General features: G+C 41.2%; 18 protein-coding genes, 1 other RNA gene and 1 pseudogene. 3 read left to right on the forward strand and 17 right to left on the reverse strand.

Annotated elements, in window-relative coordinates; translation table 11 throughout:
- From B3R79_RS00720 to B3R79_RS00770, 11 genes and pseudogenes are all read right to left on the reverse strand, one after another.
- Positions 1 to 110: pseudogene (locus tag B3R79_RS00720) on the reverse strand (DNA-binding response regulator); the annotation flags it as partial.
- Positions 94 to 1116, reverse strand: a complete 1023-nt coding sequence (locus tag B3R79_RS00725) for a sensor histidine kinase (protein ID WP_293693163.1) — start codon at positions 1114 to 1116, stop codon at positions 94 to 96. The pseudogene B3R79_RS00720 and the gene B3R79_RS00725, both read right to left, overlap by 17 nt.
- Complete coding sequence (liaF, locus tag B3R79_RS00730) at positions 1113 to 1805, reverse strand: cell wall-active antibiotics response protein LiaF (protein ID WP_154454638.1); 693 nt, start codon at positions 1803 to 1805, stop codon at positions 1113 to 1115. The genes B3R79_RS00725 and liaF overlap by 4 nt, the downstream gene beginning before the upstream one ends.
- A gap of 142 nt (positions 1806 to 1947) precedes the next feature.
- A complete protein-coding gene (gene pknB, locus B3R79_RS00735) occupies positions 1948 to 3888 on the reverse strand; it encodes a Stk1 family PASTA domain-containing Ser/Thr kinase (protein WP_293693164.1) in 1941 nt (646 codons plus the stop codon).
- Entirely contained in the window at positions 3888 to 4625 is a 738-nt protein-coding gene (locus tag B3R79_RS00740) for a Stp1/IreP family PP2C-type Ser/Thr phosphatase (RefSeq protein ID WP_154454640.1), read from the reverse strand. The genes pknB and B3R79_RS00740 overlap by 1 nt, the downstream gene beginning before the upstream one ends.
- Before the next feature lie 37 nt (positions 4626 to 4662).
- A complete protein-coding gene (gene rsmB, locus B3R79_RS00745) occupies positions 4663 to 5985 on the reverse strand; it encodes a 16S rRNA (cytosine(967)-C(5))-methyltransferase RsmB (protein WP_293693165.1) in 1323 nt (440 codons plus the stop codon).
- Positions 5975 to 6910 (reverse strand): methionyl-tRNA formyltransferase, encoded by a 936-nt coding sequence (gene fmt, locus B3R79_RS00750; RefSeq protein WP_168261319.1) that lies wholly within the window; start codon positions 6908 to 6910, stop codon positions 5975 to 5977. The genes rsmB and fmt overlap by 11 nt, the downstream gene beginning before the upstream one ends.
- Before the next feature lie 48 nt (positions 6911 to 6958).
- Positions 6959 to 9352: a primosomal protein N' gene (locus tag B3R79_RS00755; RefSeq protein WP_293693166.1), complete on the reverse strand. Its 2394-nt coding sequence runs from the start codon at positions 9350 to 9352 to the stop codon at positions 6959 to 6961.
- 71 nt (positions 9353 to 9423) lie between these two features.
- Positions 9424 to 9738, reverse strand: coding sequence for a DNA-directed RNA polymerase subunit omega (gene rpoZ, locus B3R79_RS00760; RefSeq protein WP_154454644.1), 315 nt, complete (start codon positions 9736 to 9738; stop codon positions 9424 to 9426).
- Between the two features lie 18 nt (positions 9739 to 9756).
- Positions 9757 to 10374, reverse strand: coding sequence for a guanylate kinase (gmk, locus tag B3R79_RS00765; RefSeq protein WP_154454645.1), 618 nt, complete (start codon positions 10372 to 10374; stop codon positions 9757 to 9759).
- A gap of 156 nt (positions 10375 to 10530) precedes the next feature.
- A complete protein-coding gene (locus B3R79_RS00770) occupies positions 10531 to 12138 on the reverse strand; it encodes a ribonuclease Y (RefSeq protein ID WP_168261321.1) in 1608 nt (535 codons plus the stop codon).
- A gap of 168 nt (positions 12139 to 12306) precedes the next feature.
- Between B3R79_RS00770 and B3R79_RS00775 the strand changes: the two genes are divergently transcribed.
- A complete protein-coding gene (locus B3R79_RS00775) occupies positions 12307 to 12792 on the forward strand; it encodes an S-ribosylhomocysteine lyase (RefSeq protein ID WP_154454646.1) in 486 nt (161 codons plus the stop codon).
- A 58-nt stretch (positions 12793 to 12850) separates the two neighbouring features.
- On the opposite strand, the gene B3R79_RS00780 is transcribed toward B3R79_RS00775, so the two are convergent.
- The 6 genes from B3R79_RS00780 to B3R79_RS00805 form a co-directional block, all read right to left on the reverse strand.
- Positions 12851 to 13615 (reverse strand): (S)-acetoin forming diacetyl reductase, encoded by a 765-nt coding sequence (locus B3R79_RS00780; protein WP_168261322.1) that lies wholly within the window; start codon positions 13613 to 13615, stop codon positions 12851 to 12853.
- Between the two features lie 164 nt (positions 13616 to 13779).
- Complete coding sequence (locus tag B3R79_RS00785) at positions 13780 to 15411, reverse strand: cell division site-positioning protein MapZ family protein (protein WP_293693167.1); 1632 nt, start codon at positions 15409 to 15411, stop codon at positions 13780 to 13782.
- A 61-nt stretch (positions 15412 to 15472) separates the two neighbouring features.
- On the reverse strand, positions 15473 to 16645 hold the full coding sequence (locus B3R79_RS00790; RefSeq protein ID WP_168261324.1) for a THUMP domain-containing class I SAM-dependent RNA methyltransferase: 1173 nt from the start codon (positions 16643 to 16645) through the stop codon (positions 15473 to 15475).
- A 127-nt stretch (positions 16646 to 16772) separates the two neighbouring features.
- An RNA gene (gene rnpB / locus B3R79_RS00795) (RNase P RNA component class B) lies at positions 16773 to 17144 on the reverse strand.
- A gap of 36 nt (positions 17145 to 17180) precedes the next feature.
- Positions 17181 to 17519, reverse strand: a complete 339-nt coding sequence (gene gpsB, locus B3R79_RS00800; protein ID WP_168261325.1) for a cell division regulator GpsB — start codon at positions 17517 to 17519, stop codon at positions 17181 to 17183.
- A 120-nt stretch (positions 17520 to 17639) separates the two neighbouring features.
- Entirely contained in the window at positions 17640 to 18158 is a 519-nt protein-coding gene (locus tag B3R79_RS00805) for a DUF1273 domain-containing protein (protein WP_154454650.1), read from the reverse strand.
- A gap of 73 nt (positions 18159 to 18231) precedes the next feature.
- Here B3R79_RS00805 and recU point away from each other — a divergent pair, with 73 nt between their 5' ends.
- Positions 18232 to 18837, forward strand: coding sequence for a Holliday junction resolvase RecU (gene recU, locus B3R79_RS00810; protein WP_154454651.1), 606 nt, complete (start codon positions 18232 to 18234; stop codon positions 18835 to 18837).
- On the forward strand, positions 18827 to 19269 hold a 443-nt coding region (locus tag B3R79_RS00815; protein ID WP_293693168.1), incomplete at its 3' end, for a transglycosylase domain-containing protein. The genes recU and B3R79_RS00815, both read left to right, overlap by 11 nt.

Here is a 19269-nt window from a genome sequence, read left to right on the forward strand (position 1 = left end):
CTGGCCTCGCCAATCACCTCAACATCTGGTTGCAAATCCAAAAAACTTTTCAAGCCTAAACGCACCATCTCGTGGTCATCTACTAAAATCACACTAATCTTCTGGGTCATTCTTCTCCTCGCTTTTTCCTCCTACTAGGGGAAGACGAATGTCCATCGAAACCCCTTTTCCTTTTTGACTTAGCAATGTCAGCGTCCCAGCCATGTCATCCACACGTTCTTCAATGTTGTTTAACCCATAACTCAATTCACGGTTGGCGTCCATATCAAATCCCACACCGTTATCCACCATTTTGAGCTGAAATTCCGTCGCCGTCTGATTGAGGTAAACTTCCAAACGACTAGCTTTAGCGTGTTTCAAGGTGTTGCTGATAAATTCCTGAGCAATTCGAAAGACATTGTCTTCTATTTTTTTAGGCAATGAGCCAATATGTTTTTTATAAACAACCTCTATATTACTCTTATCTGTTAATTCTTTCAATAGGATATCAAAACCTTCTGAAAGAGTTTTATTTTCTAACTCAGTAGGACGCAAATGCAGCAGCAAAATCCGTAGGTCTTTTTGGGCATTTTGCAACATATTTTCCACAGCTGACAGTTGGACAGCAACTTGTTTTTGCTCAATTTGAGGCAAATTCATCGACAAGCCCGACAAAATCATAGACGAGGCAAATAATTCTTGGCTCACGGTATCATGTAAATCACGCGCGATCCGCTTTCTTTCTTGCTCCACGATTTCCTGACTGCTTTGGATACGACTGTTTTCTGTGTTTTGTAAACTAGTCGTCAAATGCCGCATTTTGTTTGAAAGGCGTAACAGATTGGTGTTGATTTCTGTATCTTCATTCAAATCCAGTGGTTGGTTGTTTAAAATACGACGTAAATTTTGATTGACGCCTCGCTTGCTATTATCATCCATAATCACCCACAGCAGCAACAGCAAAATGGTCACGGCGAGAATTAAAAAGACAATGGAGAAAAGGAATTTCCTAGCAACCCAAAAATTGGTAAGAACTTGCTGCAAATGAATGCCAAGGCTGTCTAGCACTACGGCAACAATCGAAATGATGATAATACTTGCATACAAGATAAATAGCAAAAAATAATGTTTTTTCACTTGCGAACCACCTCAATATCTCCAGCCAATGTGCTCACAATGATTTTAACCACTTTGAGAGCTTCCTCGTCTTCGTGCCATAATTTCAAGGATTCATTTCGCAAATCGTATTCCTCAAAATCAAAATAGCGGACACTACCATAAATAGCAGCCGTTTCCAACTTAACAGACACATCAATTGGGACAAGGATTTTAGTTGGTCCATAAATCTTGCGAATGATCACGACATTATTCTTGCCCGTCACAATAACCCTGCTCAAATCAATCGTGTCACTTCCTGTCAGACGGATGATATTGATATCATCAAAGGCGTAAAAATCACTGTCATGCGTGTGCGAGCCTATCCACTGGCTCCGAATGGGCTTAGCTTTTAAATCTTCTTCACGAAATCGGATCAAAGCGTAGCGATTTTTCTTCTTCACTTGGGAAAAATGATTGATAACCACATAAACAACCCCCAGTACAATAGCCATGATAATGTAGGGATTCAACATCAAAATCAAAAACAAAAGCACCAGGCCAATGGTCAATAAAAAATTATGGCGTTGGTCTTGATTGTAAAAGCGAAGAGCCATTAAAATCAAAACAAGAATCAAAATGAAGCTAGATAGATTATTAGACATGATGGTCAGCAGCCCCATCACCAATAGTACGGTTTCGACAACGAGGAAAAATTGAACTTTGCGCATTACTATCCCTTTCTTTTTCTGTCATTTTATCAAAAACTATTTAAAAAATCAGCTGCTAGCAGCTAAGACCAGAAAAACGATGAACCGCTTTTAAACGCAAAAAAGAAGGTGTGAAACCTTCTTTTTTGTTTATTATTTACTTCTAGTTTTCGCTACTTTCTGGCACCGAACTATTATCCACAGTAGTGTCGCTTGATGACGTTGCTGGTGTTTCTGTGCCACTACTGCTACTTGATGAAGATGATGACGGAACCGAACTTGACGCTTTTGATTTAGACGTTTCTGTCGTTGGCGCAGACGGTGTGGTTGGTGTCACTTCTTCATCTGCTGAGAAGTAAAGGGTAACACTGTCATCAAGTTGGTTACCATAGTAAGGCGTTTGAGAAACAACCGTTGCAGAAGCCGACGGTGCAGGTACTTGGCTATAATTGCTTGTTCCTGACGTTGCTTGGTAAACTGTTATATGCGAACTAGGAATACCCAAAGCATTCAAAGCCGCCACAGCTTCTGAATAAGTGTAACCAACTAGATTTGGCATCACAACGGTATCTTCCTCAGCTACTTTAAAGGTAATTTTCTTATCGCCTTTTGGATTAAAGATTGAGCCTTCGCTCGGACTTTGACTGATAATAGTACCTTCAGGATAATCAGAAGTCGTCACTTTTTCAACTGTGATTTGAGATTCTGACACACCGTGATTGTCAACCAAGTCTTTTATCGCCTCTTCGTAATCCTTACCTGAGTAGTCCTTGATCTTAAATCCAGCACTGCCTTTTGACACATAGATGTCAATAGCAGAGCCTTCTTTTTTGGCAGAACCAATTGTCGGGCTAGTCTTGATGACATGGTTTTTCTTAACCGTATCATTATTAACTTTGTGGATGGCACCAACCTCAAGTCCTGATTCTTCGATGGTTTTCTTGGCTTCTGATAAGCTTGTTTCAGCGACATCAGGCACTCTGACAGTCGATGGCGTTGTCAAGGTCAAATAAGTAAAGACCGCAACCACGATAGCCACAATAGCAATCAAAATCTTCATCAACGTTCCTGACATTCGACGCGATTTTTTTTGATGGCTCTTTTTCTTGTTTTGTGGTGGTACTTCCTCAATGTCCTTGCCTTCTTTTTCCTTGGCAGATTTTTGCTTTTGCAATAGCTGCTCGGTTGTTGATGGCACTGAAGTAGTTGTGGTTACTTTTGGTAACGGTTTGGCACTTTCAGTGTCCTCAAAAACAAGCTTAGGCTCGCGACTGCGGTTATAAGAAAGGGCAGTCATCAAATCACGGCTCATTTCATACGTTGACGCATAACGGTCACTGAGACGCTTGGCAGTTGCCTTAATAACCACATTTTCCAAGGCTTGAGGGACATTTTTATTCTCAGCAATAATCGATGGAAGAGGCTTTTGGAAATGTTGCAAAGCAATGGTCACGGCTGAATCCCCATCATAAGGAATGTGACCTGTCAACATTTCAAACAACATAATCCCCATCGCATAAATATCACTTTGGACCGTCGCTTTTGAGCCACGCGCTTGCTCTGGTGACAAATAATGCACACTTCCCAACATGGAATTGGTTTGGGTCAAGCTTGTTTCCGCAAAGGCTACGGCAATACCAAAGTCCGTTACTTTAACCGTTCCGTCTTTGGTTAATAAGATATTTTGGGGTTTCAAATCACGGTGAACAATACCTTGTTGATGGGCTAGGGTCATGGCTGACAAGACTTCTTCCATGATTCTGACCACTTCATTATTAGCAAGCGGTGCGTTATCTTGGATGTATTTTTTCAAATCTGACCCATCAACATATTCCATTACTAGGAATTGCTGTCCGTCTTCTTCACCAATATCTCGGATGGAAACGATATTGGGATGATTAAGCTCTGCCATGGCACGGGCTTCTCGTTGGAAACGTGCTACGGCAATCTGATCTGTCTGATAATTGGTCCGAAGCACCTTGATAGCCACTTCTTCATTATCTAGAATTAAATCTTTTGCTAGATAAACATCCGCCATTCCTCCCCGTCCGATAGATTTAAGGATCCGATAACGACCAGCAAACAACTTGCCAATCTGAATCATTAAACTTCCTCACTTTCAACGTGGATTAAAGCAATAGTGATGTTATCAAGTCCTCCTCTATCATTAGCAAGACTAACGAGCTCTTTATTTTTTTCATCAAGGTTCTTATCTTGATTCAAAATTTCAACGATTTCGTCGTTGGTAATCATATTGGTTAAACCGTCACTATTGATAATCAAATAATCATTTTCTTCTAACATCTGAACACCAAGGTCAGGTTCAACAGGATTAGCTTGTCCAATTGATTGTGTGATGATATTTTTTTGTGGGTGATTAGCCGCTTCTTCTTCTGTTAATTGACCAGCTTTCACCAATTCATTAACCAAAGAATGGTCACTTGTTAAAAGTTGATATTCTCCATGACGCAAAAGGCCAATACGCGAATCGCCCACGTGTGCATAAATCACGTTGTTATCGACAATGGCTAGGGCTTCAACAGTTGTTCCCATGCCTTTGAACTCATCTGTCTGACCAAGTTCGTAAACTTTTTTGTTCTCATTTTCTAATGAAACCAAGAACCAATCACGAATTTGGCTCAATTCGGTATAATCCGTATTCACCCATTCACGTCCAAGATCGGTAACGGTCATTTCACTAGCAATATTACCTGCACGATGACCACCCATACCATCTGCTAAAATGACTAAGGTAATACCCTGTTTGTTATCAAATTTATTAATAAAATCCTGATTGTTTGAACGTTTTTGTCCGATATCAGTTACAAGTGAAATTTTCATAGTTTTTCCTCTGACTGTGTCAGTTTCCTCCTTGAAGTTACAAGATACGTCTGACCTGTCCTATAAAGAACCCGTCGGTATGATATTGCTCTGGAGTGATGACTAAGCAACCATTTTTAACAATATCGTCTTGCGTATGACTCAGGTTTACTTGCTCAAAATTTGGATGAGTGTCTAAAAATTTGCGAATAACTTGAACATTTTCCTCATCAAAAATCGTACAAGTGCTATAAGTTATTATACCACCTTTACGCAAGGTTTGACAAACGCTATCAAGTATTTGCAGCTGAATTTCTTGCAAAGCGGTGAAATCTTGATTGTCTTTGTTGTATTTGATATCCGGTTTTCGACGAATCAGCCCAATACCTGAGCAAGGGGCGTCGACTAAGATTTTATCAAAAGAATCTTCTGCAAAATGCTCATGTACTTTAGTCGCATCTAGTTTTTGCGTTGTGATTTTATCAGCAACGTGAAGGCGCTCGGCATTTTCCATGACCAGTTGTAATTTGTGGTCATACAAGTCAAGTGCTGTGATATGGCCATTGTTGAGGTAAGAGGCCATGTGGGTTGTTTTGCCACCTGGTGCCGCACAAGCATCTAAAATCGTTTCATCGCCTTGAATGGCAAGCGTTGGGGCAACTAACTGGCTGGATTCGTCCTGAATGGTAATATCTCCGTCTGCGAAGTAGTTTGTCCCAGCAAAATGCCCTGATGTTTTTACCAATCCAACAGGAGACAAAAGAGAATTTTCCGCACCTGTGGCTGCCTTAATCTCAGGCAATTTTTCTGGATTTGTCACACGAATGCTGGCTTTATTGCGAACAAAGAGGCTCTGCATAATAGCCAAAGCTCGCTTCTCACCAAATTGGTCAATTAGCTTTTTAACTAGCCACACGGGTAAAGAATATTGCACCGAATAGCGTTTGTTTTTTCGCTTAATATCTGCTGGTTTGGGCAGTTCTTCTTGAGCAAAGCGACGCAAAACAGCATTGACCAATTTCTCCGCACCTTTTTGGTGGCTGCGTTTTTTGGCAATGGTCACCGCATCATTAACCACCGCGTGCGCAGGCATTTTATCCAAATACAAGAGTTGGTAAAGGCTCAGCATCAAGAGATCGTACACCCAAGGTTCTAGCTCATCGCGGTCTTTGATATAATGCGCTAGGTACCATTCCAACGTGATTTTGCGCGCGACAGTGCCATAGACAATCTCCGTCACCAACGCTTTATCTTTAGGTGATAGCGTGCTTTGCTTGAGTTCTTGATTGAGGGCAATGTTAGAATAAGCCCCGTCCTCAAAGACATTTTCTAAAACGTGTAAGGCTACGCCGCGTGCTTGTTGTTTCCAATCATTCGCCAATAACGTCACCTACCTCAAGTTTGCGTCCGACACCATTTAGAAAATCCACAATGCTCATGCGTGGTTTTCCAGCTGGTTGCACTGTTTTCAGCGCAATAGCACCATCACTAGTGGCCACTACCAATGATTTTTTACCTTTTTCAATGATTTCACCTGGTTTGCCTTGCCCTTGAGCTATACTTGCCTCGTAAATCTTGAAACGTTTGCCGTCAAGCAAAGTATGGGCCACGGGCCATGGATTCAAACCACGAATATGATTGAAAACATCACGCGCTGGTCGATGCCAATCAATGCGTTCTTCTTCTGGGGTAATATTAGGTGAAAAGGTCGCTTGGCTACTGTCTTGTGGCTCAGGGGTGATATTACCTGCAATGTAATCAGGGAGGGTTCTCAACAACAAATCACGGCCTAAAATCGCCAATTTGTCAAACATAGTCCCCACATTATCCTCATCGGTAATCGATGTTGCATCCTTGGCAATCATGTCGCCAGCATCCATTTCTTTAACCATTTCCATAATGGTCACGCCAGCTTCTTTATCACCATTGATAATGGCATAATGAATAGGTGCACCGCCACGGTATTTTGGCAATAGCGATGCGTGAACATTCACCGCAAAATCAACAGAATCCAACAATTTCGTTGGTAAAAATTGCCCAAAAGCAGCCGTCACAATACCATCAGCTCCCAAAGTCATCAGCTCAGCCATTTCTTCTGAACCTGATAATTTTTCAGGCTGATAAACAGGGAGGTTGTGAGCTAGGGCGACTTCCTTAACAGGGGTCATTTTGATTTCCTTTTTGCGCCCAACAGCGCGGTCTGGCTGGGTCACAACTGCTAGGATATTGTAGGCCTTATCAGCTAACAAACCTTCTAAAACGGTCGCTGAAAAATCAGGCGTTCCCATAAAAATAATATTTGTCATGTTTTTTCCTCTCACAAAGATTTTCTTTCATTATAGCATAGTAACGGGCTACATCACATTTTGTGGCTCATAATCAATCACCAAACGCAAATCTTTGTTTTCTGGCAACTGCGTCAAGTCCAAAATCTGATTTAACACGGCTTCCAAATGGTTTTCAAATCGGTATTTCACGATGATTTGGTAGTGGTAAAGATTGTGTGTTCTGGCGATGGGCTTTGGTGTTGGACCAAGAATTTTGATTTTGTCTGACAATTGCTGCTTCAAAAGTTGCAAAATCTCAAATGATTTGCGAGTCACCGTGTGTTCATCCTTGTGTGACAAGGTCAAGCCAACCGTGAAATAATAAGGCGGATAGGCCAGTCGCCGACGAATGTTCATTTCATAGGCGTAAAAGGCTTCATAATCCTGCTTTTGAGCCAATTGAATGGCGTAATGATTGGGATTATAGGTCTGAATGAGCACTTCTCCTGTTTTTTCAGCCCGTCCAGCTCGTCCAGCTACCTGAGTCAACAATTGAAAAGTACGTTCGGATGACCTAAAATCAGGTAAATTAAGCGAAGTATCCGCATTTAGCACCCCAACCAAGGTGACATTTGGAAAATCAAGTCCCTTGGCAATCATCTGTGTGCCTAGCAAAATATCCGCTTCATGATGGTCAAAAGCATCCAACAAACGTTGATGAGCCCCTTTTTGACGCGTGGTATCCACATCCATTCGCAAAATACGAGCATGGGGAAAAATACTAGCCAATTCGTCATAGGCTTTCTGGGTTCCTGTGCCATAATACCGAATGCTAGGACTTTGACAATTAGGACAATGACGCGGAATGGCTTTCTCAAAACCACAATAATGGCAATTCATGGTCTTGGTATCCATGTGCAAGGTCAATGAAATATCGCAATTAGGGCACTCATCCACGTAGCCACAATCACGGCACATGATAAAGCTAGAATAACCACGGCGGTTAAGCATGAGCACGATTTGCTCTTTCTTTTCCAAACGGTCCGCAATTTTCTCCAAGAGATATGGCGTGTAATTACTCAATTCTTGTTGCCCAACATAATCCCTGAAATCCACAATCTCAACCTTTGGAATTCTAGCTAAGGGATTGGCACGGTGGGTTAATTGCAAGAAGCGATAAACATCTCGGCTGGCACGTGCACGGCTCTCAATACTTGGAGTCGCAGAACCTAGCAGCAAAACAGCTTTATGGTATTTAGCACGCAAAAGTGCCACATCTCTAGCGTGGTAACGTGGACTCGATTCTTGCTTATAAGTCGCCTCATGCTCCTCATCAATAATAATCGCACCAATATTCTCAACTGGGGCAAAAATAGCCGAACGAGCACCGACTACTACACGCGCTTGACCAGACTTGATTTTTCGCCACTCATCAAACTTTTCACCATCTGACAAAGCCGAATGCATAATAGCAACTTGCTTGCCAAAACGTGAGATAAAGCGATTGGTCATCTGCGGTGTCAGTGAAATTTCAGGCACTAAAACAATCGCCGTTTTTCCCAGTTTCAAAACCTTATCGATAATATGCAAATACACTTCTGTCTTACCAGAACCTGTAACACCTTCCAGCAAAAATGGCTTGCTTTCTTGTCCAATTTGATTGGTTACCGTATCTACAACCTTTTGTTGCTCAGCATTTAAAGCCAGAAAATCCGTCGTTGCCACATTAAAATACGCATCTGAACGCTTTTTCTCTTTTTCAACAACGGTTATCAAGGCATTATCCACAAAAAATTTGACCACTTCGCGTGAAAAGAGCTGATGCAAATCTGCTAATTTGCCCTCGCTAGGATTTTCCAACAAGTAATCACGCAAGGCCAAACGCTTTTTAGCGCGGTTGGAAATAGCTGCCAGATGAAGTTGTTCAACTTGAACCTGATAATATTTTTCCGTTTTGATGCTTTTCTTGTCCTTAGCCAAATAGGTCACTGAAAGCTTGCCATTGTGCACCAATTGGGACACCAGCTTAATTTCATCTTGGGATAAAGACGAATACAAGCGGCTCTCATCTTGCCCAAACAAAGCCAACCTATCTGCCTCACCTAAGGTATCCATAGGCATCAAACGCTTGTCATAATGCGAATTCAAGAGATTAGGCAGCATGGCTTTTAAGATTGAAATTTTATAAGAAAAAACGGTGTGGCGCATTTGGTCTGCTAAAAACAGCTGCTCTTCGTTTAAAACAGGCTCAAAATCCAAAACCGCTTCAATGGCTTTCAAGCCGTCAAGGTCTTGCCCTGACGCCTCCAAGAAACCAACGACAAAGCCCTGTAAGAGCCTGTTGCCACGACCAAAAGGCACATGAACCCTAGAACCGAGCTGAATTTGTTGGCAAAACACTTCTGGAACAAGGTAAGAAAAAAGCTTATCTGTCTGCTTCAGCGGGATATCTACAATCACCTGTGCTATTTTCATCTTCACTTCCCTTTCTGGCTGGTCTTGCCCTTGAGGGCTAAAATGTTAGTTATAAGAAAAATCTAAGATAAAACACCTTAGATTTTTTCGCCTTCTTCTTTTTCTTTTGCAATTTGTTCTTTGATTTTACGTTCTTCTTCTTCTTTTTCTAAACGTTGAGCTTCGATGTGAGCACGAACAGCTGCGCGTTTAGCTTCTGGATTTGGGTGAATCACCACGTTCCCTGATTCAATTTCTTCAAGGGCTTGCAAGGTTGGTTTCACAGAAGTAAAGGTTTGTGTTGGTTTAGCCCCTGCTTCTAACTCATGAGCACGTTTGGCTTGAAGAATACAAAGAGAATACTTTGAAGGAACCTTATCCAATAAAGTATCGATAGAAGGTTTTAACATCATAGCTATTGGTTTCCTTTCTTAATCAATGTGCTTAATCATATCATTGTAGCGACCAATCACACGGTCCACACGGAAATGCTCCACTTCAATAATGCGTTTCACTCGCTCAGCAGCCAAAGGCACTTCATCATTAACAACAGCATAGTCGTATTCGCGCATCAAGGCAATTTCTTCTTTCGCGCGCTCGATACGTTGGCGAATCACTTCCTCGCTGTCAGTTCCTCTTCCAACCAAGCGGTCTTTTAATTCATCTAAATCTGGTGGTGTTAAGAAGATAAAGACACCGTCTGGCACTTTTTTCTTAACCTGAAGGGCACCTTGAACCTCGATTTCAAGGAAAACGTCAATTCCTTTATCAAGCGTTTCATTCACGTAAGTGAGTGGTGTACCGTAGTAGTTCCCAACGTACTCGGCGTATTCCAACATTTGACCTTTTTTAATCAAGTCCTCGAATTCTTCACGAGTTCTGAAAAAGTAATCAACACCATCAACTTCTCCTGGTCGTTTTGGACGTGTCGTCATAGAAACAGAATATTCAAATTGATGATCTGGTGTAGAAAAAATTTCTTGGCGAACTGTTCCCTTACCAACTCCAGAAGGTCCTGAGAAAACAATTAACAAACCACGTTCGGCCATGCCACTCTCCTTACTATAAAATACAAGTGAAGTTTTATCTTTTATCAATTAAACTACAGATTAGTGTACCAAAAATACTGGTATTTTTCAAGGCATTTTAGCCGCTTGTCTAAAGCAAAAGGAAGTACCTTTTCAGCACCTCCTTTTTACAGCGTTTTATTTGGCGTAATCCACGGCACGAAGTTCTCGAATAACGGTCACCTTGATGTTTCCTGGATAATCCAAATTATTTTCAATTTTCTCACGAACCTTGTGAGCTAGGATGGTCACTTCGTCATCTGAAATTTTATTCGGTTGGACAACGATGCGAATTTCACGCCCTGCTTGAAGGGCATAACTGCTCTTAACACCATCAAAGCTTGTCGCAATATTTTCCAAATCACGCAGGCGTTTAATGTAATTTTCCATAGATTCATTACGAGCACCTGGGCGGGCAGAACTCAAGGCATCCGCAGCGGCTACAAGCACAGCAATGACGCTTTCAGGTTCCACATCACCATGGTGACTGGCGATGGCATTGACAACCACTGGGCTTTCCTTGTACTTGCGAGCAAATTCGGCACCAATTTCAACGTGGCTTCCTTCCACTTCACGGTCAATCGCTTTCCCCATGTCATGCAAAAAGCCTGCACGTCGAGCCAAAGCCACATTTTCACCCAGTTCTCCAGCTAAAATACCAGCCATTTTACCGACTTCAATCGAGTGTTGAAGAACGTTTTGGCCATAAGAAGTTCTGAAATGAAGGCGTCCCATAATCTTGATGAGATCAGGGTGAAGGTTAAGGGCACCAATTTCAAAGGCTGCTGCTTCACCGTATTCACGGATGCGGTGATCCATTTCTAGGCGATTTTTTTCAACCAATTCTTCAATACGAGCTGGGTGAATACGGCCATCTTGGATCAAAGCTTCAAGGGTCAAGCGGGCAATTTCACGACGAACGGGGTCAAATCCTGACAAGACCACCACTTCAGGAGTATCATCAATGATAACATCCACACCTGTCAAGCTTTCAAAGGTCCGAATATTACGCCCTTCGCGTCCAATGATACGTCCCTTCATGCTGTCATCTGGCAAGTGGACCGTGGTGATGGTTTGCTCAGCCACATATTCCCCAGCCATACGTTGCATGGCCTGCGCCAAAATGTCTTTCGCCATTTTGCTTGACTTGTCACGAATCTCACGTTCGGCGTCTTTGATTTTCGTTGCAATTTCGTGTGTCAAGTTATTTTCCGTTTCGGTCAAAATAACCTCACGCGCTTCTGCAATAGTCATCACTGCGACACGTTCCAATTCAGCTTGCTTTTGGCCTTCTAGCTCTCCAATTTGTTTTTCACGCTCATTAATATGCTTAGTTTTATCGGTCAGACTCTGCTCTTTGCTTTCCAACAATTTTTCTTTGTTAGTTAAGTTCTCGTCTTTTCGATCAAGAGAATAAGCACGTTCTGTCAAACGTATTTCTAACTGCTTTAACCCTTGTCTTTCAGACTTGAATTCTTTTTCAATCTCTTCACGATATTTTCTAGCCTCTTCTTTAGCTTCGATTAGCATCTCTTTGCGGTGAGATTTGCTTTCTCGCTCTGCTGTTTGTCGAATCTGCTCTGCTTCTTGCTCAGCTTTTCCACGTAAGTTTACAGCATCTTGTTCGGCATTTAAAAGAGTGAGTTCTGCCGCTTTCTTTGCAGACTTCAGTCTAATCGAAATCAAGGCATAACCAACTATCAAACCAATGAGGGCAAAAACAATCAAAATAATAATATCTGTCACGTTTTTACCTCAATATTCTATTTTTAATATTTTCTACTAATTCTATTTTCATTAATAGAAAACTACTTTCCAGTTTACCATAAAACGAATTTTTTCACAATTTAAAATTTTAAAGCGTTTTAATAAATTTTATGTTATGATAGGAATACTAGTAAAAAGGGGGTTATTATGTCTAAAAAAGAAGTTACCGTAGAAAGCTTTGAATTGGACCATACAATTGTGAAAGCACCATACATTCGCCTGATTTCACAAGAAAAAGGGCCTGTTGGTGATGTTATTTCTAACTTTGATGTGCGTTTGGTACAACCAAATGAAAATGCCATCCCAACCGCAGGACTACACACGATTGAGCATTTATTTGCTAAATTAATTCGTGAACGCATTGATGGTATGATTGACTGCTCTCCTTTTGGATGCCGCACAGGTTTTCATTTGATGATGTGGGGGGAGCACAACACGACAGAAATTGCCCAAGTCATCAAATCTAGCCTCGAAGAAATCGCTAATGTCACAACTTGGGATGACGTCCCAGGTACAACCATTGAATCTTGCGGAAACTACAAGGACCACAGTCTTTTTACTGCAAAAGAATGGGCAAAAGTCATTTTACAAGACGGCATTTCAGACGACCCATTTGAACGCCATGTCATCTAAGACCACACAAAAAGCAGAGAAGGCTTAAATGCTCTCTGCTTTTTCGTTTGCTTTCATTTTAGTGGAATTGCATACCGCCGTCCACGATAATGGTTTGTCCTGTGATGTAGTCTGAATCTGGACCAGCTAAAAAGCTAACGGCATTGGCTACGTCCTCAGGTTCTGAAAGGCGTTGTAGGGTGATGTCTTTGGCAAAAGTTTGCATTCCCCATTCGTCATCTTTGCCAGCATTTTTGCCTACTTCGTGAGCGATACTATACATCATTGGTGTCTTAACAATACCTGGAGCATAGGCATTTACTGTAATGCCGTCCTTAGCCAAATCACGCGCCAAGGTTTGCGTAATACCACGCACAGCAAATTTACTGCCACCATAAACCGTCAGATTGGGATTGCCGACGACCCCTGCTTGCGACGTTGCATTGATGATTTTACCGCCGTGTCCTAATGCCTTGAACTGAGCCAACGCAGCCTGCGCTCCCCAAATAACACCTCCAACATTAATAGCAAAAGTGCGTTCAAAGACTTCTTCTGTAATGCTTTCTAGCGGCGTTGTCGGAGCAACACCAGCGTTATTGACCACGACAGACAAATCACCAAAATGCTCAACAACTTTAGCAAAGGCGGCAGCGACTTCTTCACGTTTTGACACGTCCGCCACGACAGGCAAGGTATTTGTCGGTGAAATGTCTTGCGCAGCTTTTTCAGCTGTTTCTTGATTGTAATCAAGAATACCAATTTTAAAACCGTCAGCGTGCAAACGTTTAGCAATCGCCAAACCAATTCCCTGACCAGCACCAGTCACAATAGCAACTTTTACCATCTTTATCACCTCGTATTCTGTTTTATTATTGTAATTATAGCGCTTACATTTTATAGCGTCAATTTTTTTCTCTGAAAATCACACTATTTTTGAAAATACTTTTCGACTAAAAAACAACTTTTCTGATAGCAAAAAAGAAGACCTTACGGTCCTCTTTTATAGTTTTAGTAATCCAAGACATCTGAATGACCAGCGGCATTTCCGACGAAGTAACCCGTTTTACAGTTGATAGAGAACAGATAAGTTCCATCAGCCTTGAACATATTGTAGTAACCATTGTCGTTGATGATATTGACTTTTTCTAAGATAAAGTCATTTCCTGAGAAATAGCCACGTGCGTGTGAGGTATCAATGATTTTTTCAAGGACACCTGGTGCAAAGGTCCAAGCTGGGTTGCTTGAGTCTGCAATCGCACTTTCATTATAAGGCACACGGCTAAGATTGCGTTGCAAAATAGCAGGATTGTAAGACGTAATACCGTAGCTTGTCGCTCCTGAAACGCTGGCTGTTGCAGGTGTTGACGTATCTGATGATGCTTCTTGCGTTGTTGAGCTAGCTTCCGTTTGACTTTGCTCACTGTCACTTGCTTCTGTTGAAGAGTCAGGCGCTTCGCTTGAACTTGATGATGAACTAGCTACTTCACTGCTACTTGCAGCGGCTTCACTACTAGCAGTTGTTGCTTGTTCCAATTGTTCTTTACCATCAGTTATCGCTGATTGTAACAAGGTATCTAGTTTAGCATTGCCTGTTTTTAGCAAGTCGCTTGATAATTGGTCAAAGTTAGCATCTGATTTCACCGTTGCAGAAACTTTTTTACCATCAACAATCACATCAGATTCAAAGCGTTTGTTGACAGATTGGATGGCTTCAATTTGTTTATCCAAGGCATCATAATCTTTTTTAGCTGCATCGTATGACTTGGTACCTTTCAAAGCATCCAATTTTTCTTTCAAGGTTGGCAGATTTGAAAAAGCGCTGTTTTTCAAGCTGGTTTTCTTATCATCTGTAAAGAATGAATCATAATAAGAATCAAAGGCTGATGCTGCTTTTTTCTCTTTTGATGATTCTTCTGACGATGTTTTAGTGACCGACGTATTTGACTGCACTGTTTTAGAGTCGTTTTTATTGGCATTCAAACCATAGGCAATCCCAAAAATAGCAAGCACCAAAGTTGCTACACCACCAATAATAAAGGTTCTTGTGAGCTTTTTAGGCTCCTCATCTTCCCAAGCGTCATCGTCGTCCTTTTCCTCAGTAAAGGCAGGACTACTAACAGCAGGGGTAGGCTCTGGGCTAACAGATGGTTCTGGTTTGATGTCTGCTAGCTCTGTTGCCTCTTGCTCTGGCTGGGGTTGAGGTTCTGGCTGCTCGTCCTTGATTTGAAAAGCAGGCGTTTCCTCCTGTGGCCTAGCATCCGCTTTTTCAGTAGCATCTTCTACTGGGACAGCTTTAGGTTCAGGAGTAGGTGTTTCAGCCTGCTTAGGTAAATCGCTTTTTAGGGCTGCATTGCCAATAATTCCTTTTTGAGCCAATTCTTCGCGTTGCTTTTTGATAAAATCATCCAAAGCTAACGTGTCCAAATCATCAAAATCCGATATTTTTGACTCAAATTTTTGTGATGTGACTTCGTCTTTATGTTCTTTAATATACTTATCCAACACCCCGTCAGAATCACCTGCACTGGCTTTGATTTCAGAATTCTTTTGTGCAACTTCTTCAACGGTCATGTGTTTGACATCTTGTAAATCCAAGCCATCTTGCTCTTGAGAAGATGGGTTTTCTTTCTTTTCTGACACGCTTGTTCACCTCTCTACATCAGATTTCTATATCACATAGGCTCTTAACTGCTAGCTAATCTCACTTATCTTTGGTTGATGGCACGGCAGAGCGTTTGACACGTTCGCCATAAAATTGATACAAATCAACCCTCAGTGTTCCATTATAAAGTTTTCGTTTTTTATCAGCCTGCGAGCCGTATTTGCGTTCAAACTGTTCATCACTGGTCAAGATGAATTTGCTCCATGTTTTGAGCGGAGCAAAAGTTTGTCCCATCTCATTATACAAGATGTCCACCGCTTTGTCATCCAGCAATCGTTCGCCATAAGGTGGGTTTGATATGATAACACCGTTGATTTTATCGGTTTTTAAATCTTGAAGACGCATTTGTTTCAATTGGATGACATCTGCAAGTCCTGCTTCTTGTGCGTTCTTTTTCGCAATCTCAATCATCCGACCATCAATATCAAAACCTGAAATATCAAGCTCAATATCATAATCGGCTTTTGCTTCAGCTTCGTCACGAACTTGTTGAACCAAATCCGCATCGACCCAATTCCATGCTTCAAAAGCAAAATCACGGTTAAAACCAGGAGCAATGTTCATGCCAATCATAGCCGCCTCAATGCAGAAAGTCCCTGAACCACAGGTTGGGTCGATAAAAGGCTTATCGGGATACCAATTAGATAACTCAATGATAGCTGCGGCCATGTTTTCTTTAATCGGAGCACCACCTTTTTCCACACGGTAACCACGTTTAAAGAGGCTAGCCCCCGTTGTATCAATCATGACCGTTGCCTTGTCCTTCAAAATGGATACTTCAATTTTAAATTCTGCACCATTTTCCTGCAAAGGCACACCGTCAGGACGGTGATACACTTTTTGCAATTTTTTCACGACCGCTTTTTTACTAATAGCTTGAACACTTGGCTCATTGTGAAGCTTTGATTTCACACATTTGGCCTTGGCAATGGGAAATTTAGCTCCCAAAGGCAAGTAATTTTCCCAATCAAGCGCATAAACGCCTTGGAACAATTCTTCAAAGGTACGTGCTGGAAATTCCCCCACGACAATCTTGATGCGGTCAGCCGCTCGTAGCCAGAGATTGGTCGTAATGATCGTTCTTACATCCCCTTGAAAATGCACCTTCCCATTTTCAACCTGGCACTCAATTCCTAAATCGCGAATTTCACGCCCGACAATCGCCTCCAGCCCCGCAGCCGATGTCGCTACTAAATTAAAGTTTTTCTTCATTCCTTAATTCCTATTTCATCAAATACTTATCTATAAGTGTATCACGTTTTACGGTTTTTGAACCATTAAAATATCAGTTATTTGCAAAATAAAAGCTAGCCTAAGCTAGCTCAACCTATATGCAATTTTCTATAAGCCATGTTTTGTTCCAGAGGTAACTAGGTCTTACCTCCTTCGATAATCATCTGTCTACTGTTTCCAGTCAGGATAGATTGTTCGTCTTCCAACTATCCCATGCCCCTACCAAAGTTTGGGTTGCTAGCTTGAGGGGTTTACCGCGTTCCACTTTTTAGGTTTCCCTAAAAACTACGTCACTGTGGCACTTTCAGAGCAACTCAGACCTATCTAACGACTTAGCCCTTTCGCTCGCCGTAACACCTTCCAAAAAGATGTCCCTAGGCTTATTGATTCACCTAGCACAAACACTACCAGCATCACAGCCGGTGCTAGCATGGACTTTCCTCATGATACCAAATGCACCACGCGATTATCCAAAAATTGCACGTTTTTTATAACTCAAGCACTAAGGCTTAAATTACCCATTGATTTGTTTACCAAAGACTTCTTTTTCCAAACGGCTAATGCGTTTCAAAATATCGAAGTTAGTTGCAGATTGTGCCACACGTGTTTGTTGTGCACTTGCTGCTTGCGAAGAAACGTATGATGATTGCGCATTTGCCTTAGATTTTGCTGCTAATTGTTGTTTTAAGCGGTCATTTTCTTCGCGTAATTCTTGAATTTGTGTGAGATAACTTTCGTAATCTTGGATCACATTATCCAAAAATTCGTCAATTTCTTTCTTATCGTAACCACGCATGCTGGTTTTAAACTCTTGTTCAAAAATGTCCTTAGGACTATAAATAATACTTGCCATTCTATCTCTCCAACCAAAACCATTCTAAGGCACATGAAATCATGATACCAAATTATATAGTACAGAAATATTAGAGAAAAATCAAGCATTTACTTCTAATTTTCTTGTGACCGATACGTCTTACCAATCTTCTAAAAATTCATTTAAACGCTCAAAAGTCAAAAAAGTAATGGGGTAATCTGCTTGTTCTTGCATGACTTTTAACAAATATTTCAATTGGGTTTCATTTTCAGTATCATAAAAAAGGTAGGCACCTTGCGTGTTTTGAACCAAAAAGTGATTATATTGTCGAAATTGTGATGGGTTCTCATAGCTTTCGTAGGCGTATTTGACAAAATCAACCTGCTTGAAATCTGCCAATTTGGCTTGATTGGCTTCGTTCCACTGTTGGCCTTGAGTTTCAAAGGTGAAAAGCGTGGCAATTTGAAAAGGGTAATCCGCCTGCAATTTCTTAGCCACTTGCAGTGCCCAATATTCAAAGCCAAGATTGCCCGTGAAAATAAACCACTCCACCCCTTCTTCAAGATAATGGATAAGGTCTTTTCGAATGGCCGCCTTGATCACATCAATGCGTGGGTCCTTATCTTGAAAAATGCTCAATTCAAATCCGCGGTACCCCGTCACAAGAATTGCGTTCATATCTGCCTCCTTTTAAAAAATATGTTATAATAGGACTACCTATGTTGATTTAATCAATAAAGATAGGAGTTTTATGGTTAATTACCCTCATTTTGTTCGGAGGCAAACAACACCTCCACGTAAAAAAAGCGAAAAAAACACCGTAAACTTTGCTAATCGTGGGATGAGTTTTGAAGCAGCTATTAACGAAACCAATAATTATTACCTATCTCGTGATATCGCTGTGATTTACAAAAAACCAACACCCATTCAAATTGTTAAGGTGGATTATCCCAAACGAAGCCGAGCTAAGATTGTGGAAGCTTATTTTCGACAAGCCTCTACTACCGATTACTCTGGCGTCTATAAGGGATATTATGTTGACTTTGAAGCTAAAGAAACTCGGCAAAAGACATCTATGCCGCTCAAAAATTTTCATGCGCATCAAATAAAACATATGGACAGAGTCTTAAAACAAGGTGGGATTTGTTTTATCTTACTCCATTTTTCGACTCTAAAGGAAACCTATTTTTTACCAGCTAGTGCCCTAGTTGATTTTTACCAAATTCATTTGGGAACCAAATCAATGCCTCTTGATTATATCAAAAAAAATGGTTATTTGGTGGCAACACAGGCACTACCTCAAGTTCCTTATTTAGATATTATTGACCAAAAAATTTTAGGCGGTGATGACAATTAAACAGAAACAAAACACTAAAAAAAGAGCCAATAGAAACTCAAAAGACACGGTCTTGCGTGTTATCAAATATGGGCTGATTACATTTGTAACGCTTGTCATTGTAGGTGTTATAGCTGGAGCTGGACTCTTTTTCTACTATGTGAGCAGCGCTCCAAAACTATCAGAAAGCAAGCTTTCTTCTACTAATTCGAGTTTGATTTACGACTCTAACAATAACCTTATTGCTAACTTGGGTTCAGAGAAAAGGGAAAGTGTTTCAACAGAAGATATTCCTTTAAACCTAGTCAATGCCATCACATCTATTGAAGACAAACGCTTCTTTAAACACCGTGGGATTGACATCTATCGTATTTTCGGTGCAGCTTGGAACAACTTTACCCGCTCAGGTACCCAAGGGGGGTCAACACTCGACCAGCAGCTTATCAAGTTGGC

Origin of the sequence: Streptococcus sp. UBA3373, assembly GCF_002360305.1 — a bacterium.
In the GTDB taxonomy this organism is placed as follows: domain Bacteria; phylum Bacillota; class Bacilli; order Lactobacillales; family Streptococcaceae; genus Streptococcus; species Streptococcus alactolyticus.

Bases quoted from the DNA above. Each gene is read 5' to 3' on its own strand.
- liaF (WP_154454638.1), bottom strand. From the start codon at position 1,805: ATGCGCAAAGTTCAATTTTTCCTCGTTGTCGAAACCGTACTATTGGTG.
- pknB (WP_293693164.1), bottom strand. From the start codon at position 3,888: ATGATTCAGATTGGCAAGTTGTTTGCTGGTCGTTATCGGATCCTTAAA.
- B3R79_RS00740 (WP_154454640.1), bottom strand. From the start codon at position 4,625: ATGAAAATTTCACTTGTAACTGATATCGGACAAAAACGTTCAAACAAT.
- fmt (WP_168261319.1), bottom strand. From the start codon at position 6,910: ATGACAAATATTATTTTTATGGGAACGCCTGATTTTTCAGCGACCGTT.
- rpoZ (WP_154454644.1), bottom strand. From the start codon at position 9,738: ATGATGTTAAAACCTTCTATCGATACTTTATTGGATAAGGTTCCTTCA.
- gmk (WP_154454645.1), bottom strand. From the start codon at position 10,374: ATGGCCGAACGTGGTTTGTTAATTGTTTTCTCAGGACCTTCTGGAGTT.
- B3R79_RS00775 (WP_154454646.1), top strand. From the start codon at position 12,307: ATGTCTAAAAAAGAAGTTACCGTAGAAAGCTTTGAATTGGACCATACA.
- B3R79_RS00780 (WP_168261322.1), bottom strand. From the start codon at position 13,615: ATGGTAAAAGTTGCTATTGTGACTGGTGCTGGTCAGGGAATTGGTTTG.
- B3R79_RS00790 (WP_168261324.1), bottom strand. From the start codon at position 16,645: ATGAAGAAAAACTTTAATTTAGTAGCGACATCGGCTGCGGGGCTGGAG.
- gpsB (WP_168261325.1), bottom strand. From the start codon at position 17,519: ATGGCAAGTATTATTTATAGTCCTAAGGACATTTTTGAACAAGAGTTT.
- B3R79_RS00805 (WP_154454650.1), bottom strand. From the start codon at position 18,158: ATGAACGCAATTCTTGTGACGGGGTACCGCGGATTTGAATTGAGCATT.
- recU (WP_154454651.1), top strand. From the start codon at position 18,232: ATGGTTAATTACCCTCATTTTGTTCGGAGGCAAACAACACCTCCACGT.